Origin of the sequence: Streptomyces luteogriseus (assembly GCF_014205055.1) — a bacterium.
GTDB classification, from domain to species: Bacteria; Actinomycetota; Actinomycetes; order Streptomycetales; family Streptomycetaceae; genus Streptomyces; species Streptomyces luteogriseus.
This window is the reverse complement of sequence record NZ_JACHMS010000001.1, coordinates 8,685,683-8,695,284: the sequence shown is the minus strand read 5'-3', so window position 1 is coordinate 8,695,284 and position 9,602 is coordinate 8,685,683. Positions and strand designations below refer to the sequence as shown.

Below are 9,602 nucleotides of genomic sequence, written 5' to 3'. Positions count from 1 at the left end.
CGGTGGGTGCGGGGGGTCCGCTCGGCTGGGACAAGCTCACCACCGTGCAGCAGTGGATGTGCGAGCACATCCTCGCATCGAGGCCGCCCTGACGACGAGAAGCCGAATGTCGCGCACCTCGCAGGCCGACAAGTGGGCCCTCATACTACGCCGCCGCCAAGCAGTACTACGAACGCGAAGGGCACCTGCGCGTACCCCGCAAAACATCGAACAGATCGTCATCCACGGGCGACAGGAACATACGGCAACGACGAGGACCAGGAGCAGCGCCAGCTCCGACTCGGCGCATGGGGTCGGGAATCAGAGATCCAGAGCCGCGACGCTGTCGCCGGACCGGATCGAACAGCTGTCCGCCATCGGCATGCGCTGGACATGATCTGTCCCTTTGCTGGCGATGCCATGTTCGCTCACCGAAAGTTTTTCGGCACGGATCATCCTGCGGAGGATGGTGCGGGCGGCGGTCAGGTCGTCTTCGAGGGCGGTGATGCGAGATCTACAGTCGAACTCGAGGTGCTCGATGTCGGTGAACCGGACCTCCTCCAGCTGTCCGGCCGGCGGCCGTTGTCCTGGAGTACACCTCCTTGAGCGCTTCGGCGGCGATCTGCTGAAGCTGCTGGTCGCTGGGCGCCGGCTTCCTGGGCGTCGAGAGGCGGGCGGCGTACTGCGGCGGCAGCGCCCACGGTCAGATGCCGGAGGCGGTTCCTGGTCCGTCGAGCCGATGGGCGCGGTGTAGCCGAGGCGGGCGCGGGTTGTCGATGACGATGCCGCCGGTCGTCGGCCGCCCGCTGCTTGGCCTTGGCGCGGATTGCGGCTGCCAGCGGGCCTTCACCTCGCGCTCAGGCGGGCGGCCGAGGTCGGGGCGAGGCTTTTTGATCTGGTCCTTCACGTACCGCCTCGACGGTGCGCTGGGAGAATGCGCAGCAGCTGGGCGACCGCTGGTGCTCTTGAGCTGCTTGACCAGGTACCGCATCTGCGCGGGTGCGCTCTGGGCGCTGGGCGGGTGAACGCCTTGTGCACCGCGGCTTCCAGGCGCGTCCCGAACAGGCTCATCGTCGCCCTCTCCTATTCTCCGTTGTCGACGTCGGTGACGGTGCCGTCCTTGATGTACCGGCGAGGTTGAGTTCGGGGGCGTTGAACCGCTCGCGGACCTCCTCGCCCCACAGGACGCTCTGAGTGGCCCTCCCACTTGACCAGGCCCGGGTTGATGCCGAGCTTGAACCCGCCTGGCAGCGGCTTGCCCTCCCGGTAGGGCAGGAAGTCCAGCGGCGACGGCCCGTTGGCCGCGTAGACGACGCAGTCGGACAGGATCGCGACCGGTACTGCCCGGTGGACGCCGCGTGCTTGACGATCTTGCGGTGCAGGTTGATCCGGGTGCGGGAGATGACCGCCGCGCGGATGTCCGGCCGCCATGTCGGACGGGACAGCGCCGCCACGGCTGCCCGGGCTTCCAGCCCTCACCGCGCGGGCGCTCGCGCAGCTTGCCCAGGCCGCCCTTCACCGTCGCCTTGACCGCCGAGACGACGATCGCCAGCTCCGGGGGCACGCTCCTTGTAGCCGTCCATCGCCGCCAGGAAGTCGGCCGGCTCCATGTCGGCGTGCACACCGAGGTCGGCCATCGTGGCGAGATAGGCGTCGCGCAGCCGTTGTACCAGCCGTCCAGGTAGCGGCCGTTGTCGTACCGGACGTACGCCTCGATCGGGCGCACCTCGTAGCCGAGCTCCACCGCGTACGCGACGGTGGGCGTGGCGTACCAGGCCGGGCCCTCGGTCGCTCGCCCTTCGGCGTGAACGGGCTGGGTAGCAGACTGGCGTCCAGGTCCGCCCATTTGTCCTTGCCGACCTTCACCCGGACAGGTCGACGTGGGACAGGTCGACCAGCCACGAGCCGGGCAGCTTCGGGTCGAACACCGGCGCCTTGACGTGCGTCGGCGCACCGAGGCCGACGATCAGGCCGTTGGCGCCCGCCGCGAAGGCCACGTTCACGTCGATGCCGACCAGGTGCAGGAGGGTGCACTCAGCATCCGTCATCGGCCGCGCCCAGTCGTACGCCTCCTCGAACAGCTTCTCCGCAGGTCCCCGCACGTGGAACCGCGGCAGATCTTTGAGCAGCGGGTGCCCGTCGGGGGCCTCGCACGGCGCGCAGTCCACCGGGTCCTTGCCCAGCGAGCCGGGGTTGTGCTCGGAGTGCCGCTTACCCGTCGCGTCGGGCTCGGAGGCGCGGGTCGGCGGGTGCAGCGCCGTCATCAGCTCCAGGCCGGTCACGGCCGTTGAGCCGCGCGGCGTCATCACCCTCGATGCGTACATGCCAGGACGCGGGCGAGTTCGGCTGGCGGGAGCTGTGCGGCGTGGCCCCAGTGCCGGGTGTCCAGCGCGTTCCACGACGGGATGCACAACTGCACACAGGCCCCGCTCCGAACCGTGGGCCGGGCGGTAGATCCTCGCCCACGGCCCGAACCCGCGCTTCGTGAGCCTCCAGTCGGCGCGGGTCAGTTGCTTGATGACCTTGTGGGCTCGGGAATCCGCCCGGCATGCCGCTCCTCTTCGGTGAGGGCGACGGGGAGGCCGTAGCGCTCGAGGGCGGCCTCGGTGAGCACGAGCAGCGGGTCGGCGTCCTTGCCCGGCCCGGACAACTTCGGCGCCCGAGCCTGGCTTCCTTGAGCGTCCACTCCACCAGGGAGGGGATGCCCTTGGCGGGCACGTCCAAGACCAGGCCGCCGACGCAGTACGCGTATGCCTGGCCGTCGGCGTCGACGTCGACGACCGCCAGCGGCCCGTTCTCAAACCGCGAGTCGCTCTCTCTCGCCGGGGGTCGCGGCCGGGGCCGCCTTCCTCGCGGCCGGGCGTCGCGACGCGGACGACGTCGTCCTGGTGGTGCGCGCCGGACGCGATGTCGCAGCCGGAGGCAGGCGTTGTCGGCGGAGCGGGTCCGGGTCGTCTGCCCGGTCGTCATGGCCGCAGCCTCGGGCGCCGCGTCTGTGGGCACAGGCTGCGCCTGCGGAGCCGGGGCGGGCGCGCTCACAAACGTCTCGGGAACGGCCGTGTCCTTCGCGGGCGCCGCAGGGTTGGGGTCAGCGGGGTAGAGCTCCGCGAGCTTGCCGAGCAGTCGCGCGTACGCCTCGCGTTCCGGCGGGCGGGGCTCGGTCTTACCGGCCTCCCAGCCACTGACGGTTGCCCGTCGAACGTCCAGGGCTGAGGCCACTTCGTCCAGCGTCAGACCGTGTGCCTGGCGCAGCCGCTTACGTTCCGCCGGCGGCGGCAGCACAGACCGGGACGCAACCAGCGCATCGACCGCGTCGAACAACTCGGACATGGAACACCTCCGAGCAACACCCTAGCCCATGACCGTACAGATACCGTACGTTTGGCGTGCGAAGCACGTACCCATCGCGTACGAAGTGCGTTTGAGGTAGACGCCGATGCTGGAGTCCTGCCCTGCGCCCCCCGTCCTCGCGCGGCGGGGTCCGTGCGCCGCAGCCGATGGGGGGACTAGCAGAGACAGCTCCGTGCGAAAGCGCCCGCCGAGACGGCGAACACGAGACCGTGGTGGAGTGACCCCTCACTCCCGCCGCCTACTGCGGCCCGCTCCCCTACGGGGGAGAGACGACCTCGTCGCTGATCTGCCGCATCGCGAGCCGCTACGGGATGGAAGCGAAGGTGCTGCGGGCATGCTGGAAGTGGCGCAACTACCCGCCTGGGGCACGAGGGCGGAGGCGCACGGGCCGACGCCGAGGTGCTGCTGAACGCAGCCGGACGCCAGCTCCTGGCAGGCATATGCGGCGTCGAGGAAGACGTGCTGGCACGGGCGTTGCCGTCCTGGGAAGAAGGGGACACCAAGCTGCGCGCCGAGGATGGCGATCCGGTGGGGCTGTGGCGGATCGGTGGCGCGGTGGCCGGGCCGGTGGCGTTTGGCTGCCGGCTGTGTACGGCCCGGCGTACGGGGACGGCTCTGCGGGCGGTGCGGTACGCGCCGCGGTGGGAGCGGGCGTGTGTTCGGCATGGGCGGTGGCAGCTGGACGCGGACGCCAACCAGCCTCTGAGCACCTCGATCTGCGTGGTCTGCCGGAGGTTGTGGCGGCGCAGCGGCGGTGGGCCGGTGTGGCGCGGCGGGCGGTGCGGGCCGGTGCGGAGTCGGAGCGGGTGTTCTCGCTGGCGCAGGCGGTGGTGGCCCGGTGGTGGGAGCAGGCCCTGCAGTGGGAGCGGGAGACGATCTGGCCGCGGCGCCTGCACCAGGTCGCGGGCGGGGATGCAGGCGGTGCTCTGGAGCGGTGGCGGATCGTGGGGCGGGACGCGGTCGTCTTCCCGGAGGTGGTGGCGGTGGCCGACGCTTTGCTGGACCCGGCCATGGCCGAGCTGGTGTGGGCTGACAGCGGTGCCGGGCGGCCGCGGGCGCTGCCCGCCGAGGGGATGTTCTGCCGCAGGCTCGGTGAGCGGCTGGGGCGGGGGTGGCTGGGGCCGCTGGCCGCGACGGACCACGGCGGGCCGCTCATCGCGTGGATGGGCAGCGTGATCCGCCTTCGCCGCGGCGCCGGCGGGCCGCCCGGGTACGACAACGACCCGTGGTGGCTGCGGCAGGAACACCAGAGCGCGACCATGGCCGGGCAGCTGCGGGTGCTGGGCAAGGAGAAGAAGGCGCCGGTTCGGGGACGATGTGGCGGGCTGCGGTGCCCGCCGAGCAGCGCAGGCTGATCACCAGCGCTATCGACAGCGCCGAGGAGCAGCTGCTGCAGCTGCGCGGGGTACAGACCGGTCCGACCGCCGAGGTCGCCCGGCGGCTGCTGCGCGGGCTCGGTCACAGTGCCGGCCTGATCGAGAACGCCTGGAAACGGACCGCCCTGGCGGCGGTGAACGGCGGGGTGCCGCTTGAGGAGGTGGCCCGGTGGGTTGACGTGCCCGTTGAGGTGCTCAGGCAGATGCTGACGGCGGGCAGGCAGGAGACCGGCGGCTGAGAGCGATGCGTCGACGGGCAGGTCGGCTGTTAGCTGATACGGCACTCGTTCGTGGCAGAAATACTGAAAACGGGAGCCTGTGCCGGCGGGAGCGGCTTGGCTGGCGCGGGTGACCAGCACAGGAGCGGCCCGGCCCCGGAGCCGGGCAGGGCGGGCAGACGTGGACCAGGGCAGCGGGTTCGAGGCGGTGTTCCTTGACCCAGTGGGGCAGGCGGTCCAGCAGCGGTGGGCGGATGCCGCCATGACCGTGGCGTTCGAGGAACTGCCGCCGGTATCGGCGTTCCCGGTGGTCCCGGGACGCCGCTGGGGGCCGGGACTTTGGTGGTCGGCGACCACCGGGCGGCACGTAGCCGCCGGGTCCAACGCGATGCGCGCCCAGCTGATGGTCCTGGACCGCGACCCGGACGTGACCGGCCTGGCGGGGCGGCCGGTGCGGCTGCTGTGGCGTAATCCCCGCGGGCAGGTGCGCTCCTGGGTGCCGCAGCTCTTCGCCCGTCGTACCGACGGCACCGCGCTGCTCGCCGACTGTCCCAGCCACGCGGGCGCCGACGGCGAACGCGCCCGGGGCGCCGCCAAGGCCGTCGCGGAAGCGTGCGCGCACATCGGCTGGAGCTACCGGCGCCTGACACCGCTCGACGACGTACTGGCCGCCAACCTGAAATGGCTGGCCGGCTACCGCCATCCCCGCAACGCCGGCCAGCCCGGCCTGATGCCCGCTGTCTTGGAGGCGTTCACGCGGCCGCGGCCGCTGATCGAAGGCGCCAGCGCGGCCGGCGACCCCATCAAGGTCCTGCCCGCCGTCTTTCACGCCCTGTGGCACGGACAGCTGACGGCCGGCCTGGACACGCCGCTGCACGAACGCGTCCCCGTCGGCCCGCGGGACTGGAGCGGCCCCCAGACCGGAGATGCCGGGTGAGCGCGCGGCGCCATGCCCGGCCGGCCGTGAAGGTCGGTGCTCACATCCGCTTCCGTGGCACGAAGTGGCAAGTGGTCGCCCTGTCGGGACAGGACATCCACCTCGTCGGCCCGGACGGCGGCGGCCAGGCCGTGCTCGCCGGGCACCTGTTCGCCGACCCCGGCTTCACCGTCGTCGGGGCCGATGCGCCTCAGGCGGCACCGCAGTGGGGGCTGTTCGAGACCGCCCCCTGCCGCGGCGCGTGAGAAGGCGCTGGCCTGGCAACGACACGTCAGGAAAGTCGAATGCGGCCTGCCTGGCGGGCCCGGCAGCGAAGGAGCAGTGCGCGAGCAGTACGACCCCGAGCGGTACACGCTGGCCGAACGGGAGCAGGCCAAGGCCCAGGAGCTGACCGCGCTCGGATTCGGCCGGGTCTCGCGCACCACGGTGCAGCGCATGCGGCTCGCCTACCGCAAGCAAGGCCTGTGGGGGCTGCTCGACCACCGCACCACCCGCGCCTCCAGCCCCACCGGCCGGGCCGACGAGCGGGTCGTCGCCGCCGTCCGCGAAGCGCTGCGCCGCCGCCGCGGCCGCTCCAAGGGCACCATCAACGGCCTGTTCCCGCTGATCAACCAGATCCTCGAGGACCGGCACGGCCCCGGCACGGTGCCCGCGCCGTCCCAGGCCAAGCTGTACCGGCTCGTCACCAATCTCGCCCGGCCCGGCGAACTGCCCTCCGGACCCGTCCGGCACGTACCGGCGAGCGTCGACGGGCGGGCGTTCACCCCGGCTACGGCACTGCGGCCCGGCGAGCAGGTCCAGGTCGACACCACCCGCCTGGACGTCCTGGCCCTCTTCGACGACGGGCATCTGGCCCGGCCCGAACTGACCATTGCCGTCGACGTCGCCACCCGTGCCATCCTCGCCGCCGTGCTGTGCCCGAGTGCGACCAAGGCCGTGGACGCCGCCCTGCTGCTGGCGGAGATGGCCGTCCCGCACCCCGCCCGCCCCACTTGGCCGGACATCCTGCGCATGGACCACGCCCCCGCACTCCCCCACCAGCGGCTGGCCGCGCTGGATGCGCGACTGGCCGCCGCGGCGGCCCGGCCCTTCGTCCTGCCCGAGACGATCGTCGTCGACCGCGGCGAAGTTTTCGTCTCCGCCGCGTTCACCGCCGCCTGCGAACACCTCGGCATCAGCGTCCAGCCCGCCCCGCCGCGCGCTCCCACCGCCAAAGGCATCGTCGAGCGGACGTTCGGCACCATCAACGCCCTGTTCTGCCAGCACCTGCCCGGCTACACCGGATCCGACGTCACCCGCCGCGGCCCCGACACCGAGAAAGACACCTGCTACAGCGTCCCCCAGCTCCAGGACCTGCTCGACGAATGGCTGGTGCACTACCACCACCGGCCCCACGAAGGCCTGCGCCAACCGATGATGCCGAAAAAGGCCCTCACCCCCAACCAGATGTGGGCCGCGCTGGTCGCCGTCGCCGGGTACGTGCCCGTCCCGCTCACCGGCAGCGACTACCTCGAGCTGCTGCCCGTGCGCTGGCAGGCCATCACCCCCGCCGGCATCACCATCCACCACCGCACCTACGACCACGATCTCCTCGCCCCCTACCGCGGCCAGGCCTCCCCCGTTGCCGGCCGGGGCAGGAAATGGGAAATCCACTACAACCCCCACGACGTCCGCCAGATCTGGATCCGCCTGCCCGACGGCGAGCTCACCGAAATCCCCTGGATCCACCGCGACCACGTCCACCAGCCGTTCAACGACCACACCTGGCAGCACATCCGCACCCACGCCCACCACAACAACCACGACGACAGCCAGCAGCATGAAGCCGGCCTCGCCGACGCCCTCGACCAGCTCATGCGCCGCGTCCACAGCGGCCACGCCACCACCACCGAACAAGCCCTCCTCGCCCGCGCCACCACACTGCCCATTGCCGCCGCACGGCACCCGCAATACGCCACCGGCCCCATAACCGGCGAGCCGGCGCAGCACGGAGAGTCGGCGCAGCACGGCGAGGACGACAGCACCGACGACCTCGACGACCTCCCCGAGGACGACACCCGCCCCGCCGCGGCCGAAGGATTCGGGCTCTACGACGCACACGAGGAAGCCGACAAGTGGTGAACACCCGCCCCCACCCCGCAGCGCAGTACCCGAGCAGCGCACCCGCCGACGCGGGCAGCGAGGGTACGGCCGAGCCGTCCTGGCCCCTGACCACCTGGCGGGGCTGGCACCGCTTCGCCACCACCAACCCGCCCGCCCCGCCCCAGCCCGACGACCCGCCCCGCAGCCTTGAGGAACGCCTCGCCTACCACTCCGCGTTCGTCACCATCCGCACCCCGCCATCAGCCAGCTCGCCACCCAGGTCCGCACCCTGATGATCCTCGGCCGCCACCAGCAGACCACCGCACGGCCCTCCCTCATCGTCACCGGACCCGCCGCAGCCGGGAAAACCACCGCCCTGCTCAACGTCGGCCGCGCCTGCCACCTCGCCCACACCCGCAAAAACCCCGCACCGCCCGGATCAGCCCACGCCGCGGCCCCCGTGGCGTACGTCCTGGTCCCTCCCGGCGCCACCGCGAAAACCCTCATCACCGAATTCGCCCGCTACCTCGGCATCCCCGTCACCACCCGCATGACCCAGACCCAGATCACCGACGCCGTCAGCCACACCTACACCACCGCGGGCGTCCAACTCGTCCTCATCGACGAAATCCACCGCCTCAACCCCCGCACCACCACCGGCGCCCAAACCGCCGACCTGATCAAAGACCTCACCGAACGCCTCCCCGCCACCTTCGTCTACGCCGGCATCAACGTCACCGACACCCCCCTGTTCAGCGGGACGCGCGGCGCTCAGCTCGCCGGACGGGCCACGCTCATCACCTGCGGCCCCCTCCCCGCCCGCCACGGCACCCGCCAACCCTTCCGCGACGTCATCACCGACATCGAAAACGCCCTCGACCTCCACCACCACAAACCCGGCACCCTCCTCCGGCACGCCCCCTACCTCCACCAGCGCACCGCCGGCCGCATCGGATCCCTCACCCGCCTCATCCGCCAAGCAGCCATCACCGCCATCTGCGACGGCACCGAACGCATCACCAAAACCACCCTCGACGCGCTACAACTCGACCACCTCGCCGAACAACACAACCGCCCCACCCGCAACCGCTAACCCCGACCCACCAACCAGGCAAAACAGCGCTGACCAGCACAAACACCAACCGAGTCTTTACACGCTAGAACTACCTACAAACCAACCGAGCCACCCCCCACACACACAACACATAAGCCCAGCTCACACACCCCGCCCACCCCGCCCCAACCACCCACCCCGCCTCTCAACAAACCCACAACACCCCAGGCCAACAAACACCCGACCCACCAACAAACCCCCCTCCGAGCGTTAGGGCCCTCCACATACTTCGTGACGTGCCCCGCCTGCACACGGGCCCAGTGGACCACCCTGAAGCGCCCATGGCGCTGCCGCGCCTGCCGCGCACTGCTGGAGAAAGAACAGGTACACCGGCCCGTCGACCGGTTCGTCAGGTTCATCGAGACCACCACCCGAACAGGACTCTTCGCGATGCCCGACCTGGGCGAGCCCCTCACCGACGCGGAACTCGGACTCACGGACGGTCCTGAGGACGACTGGTCATGATGGCACGTCCCGGGTGGGGCGCGGGGATGGGCCAGCCCCAGCGGTGACCAGCGCAGCCAAGGTGTCCCGGCTGGGCAAGC

At 71.3% G+C, this 9,602-nt stretch carries 7 protein-coding genes and 3 pseudogenes; 7 read left to right on the top strand and 3 right to left on the bottom strand.

The annotated features are described in order from the left end of the window. Nucleotides 1-300: 300 nt before the first annotated feature. From BJ965_RS40280 to tap, 3 genes and pseudogenes are all read right to left on the bottom strand, one after another. A complete protein-coding gene (locus BJ965_RS40280; protein WP_313667821.1) occupies nucleotides 301-435 on the bottom strand; it encodes a hypothetical protein in 135 nt (44 codons plus the stop codon). 63 nt (nucleotides 436-498) lie between these two features. Further along, a pseudogene (gene tpg, locus BJ965_RS39780) lies at nucleotides 499-1,050 on the bottom strand (telomere-protecting terminal protein Tpg); the annotation flags it as partial. A 12-nt stretch (nucleotides 1,051-1,062) separates the two neighbouring features. Further along, nucleotides 1,063-3,309, bottom strand: a pseudogene (tap, locus tag BJ965_RS38585) (telomere-associated protein Tap). 758 nt (nucleotides 3,310-4,067) lie between these two features. On the opposite strand from tap, the gene BJ965_RS39775 reads away from it, so the two are divergent. The 7 genes and pseudogenes from BJ965_RS39775 (at nucleotide 4,068) to BJ965_RS38560 (ending at nucleotide 9,522) form a co-directional block, all read left to right on the top strand. Next, nucleotides 4,068-4,685, top strand: a complete 618-nt coding sequence (locus tag BJ965_RS39775; RefSeq protein WP_246546283.1) for a hypothetical protein — start codon at nucleotides 4,068-4,070, stop codon at nucleotides 4,683-4,685. Next, entirely contained in the window at nucleotides 4,661-4,945 is a 285-nt protein-coding gene (locus tag BJ965_RS39770; RefSeq protein WP_246546280.1) for a hypothetical protein, read from the top strand. The genes BJ965_RS39775 and BJ965_RS39770 overlap by 25 nt, the downstream gene beginning before the upstream one ends. Before the next feature lie 160 nt (nucleotides 4,946-5,105). Further along, entirely contained in the window at nucleotides 5,106-5,861 is a 756-nt protein-coding gene (locus BJ965_RS38575) for a TnsA-like heteromeric transposase endonuclease subunit (protein ID WP_184906738.1), read from the top strand. After that, nucleotides 5,858-6,106 carry a hypothetical protein gene (locus BJ965_RS40275; RefSeq protein ID WP_313666662.1) on the top strand — a complete coding sequence of 83 codons (249 nt, stop codon included), beginning with the start codon at nucleotides 5,858-5,860 and terminating at the stop codon, nucleotides 6,104-6,106. The genes BJ965_RS38575 and BJ965_RS40275 overlap by 4 nt, the downstream gene beginning before the upstream one ends. Before the next feature lie 76 nt (nucleotides 6,107-6,182). Then, nucleotides 6,183-7,982: a Mu transposase C-terminal domain-containing protein gene (locus BJ965_RS38570; protein ID WP_313666663.1), complete on the top strand. Its 1,800-nt coding sequence runs from the start codon at nucleotides 6,183-6,185 to the stop codon at nucleotides 7,980-7,982. Between the two features lie 86 nt (nucleotides 7,983-8,068). Further along, nucleotides 8,069-9,036 (top strand): annotated as a pseudogene (locus BJ965_RS38565) (TniB family NTP-binding protein). A gap of 252 nt (nucleotides 9,037-9,288) precedes the next feature. Beyond that, a complete protein-coding gene (locus tag BJ965_RS38560) occupies nucleotides 9,289-9,522 on the top strand; it encodes a hypothetical protein (protein WP_184916553.1) in 234 nt (77 codons plus the stop codon). Nucleotides 9,523-9,602: the final 80 nt, after the last annotated feature.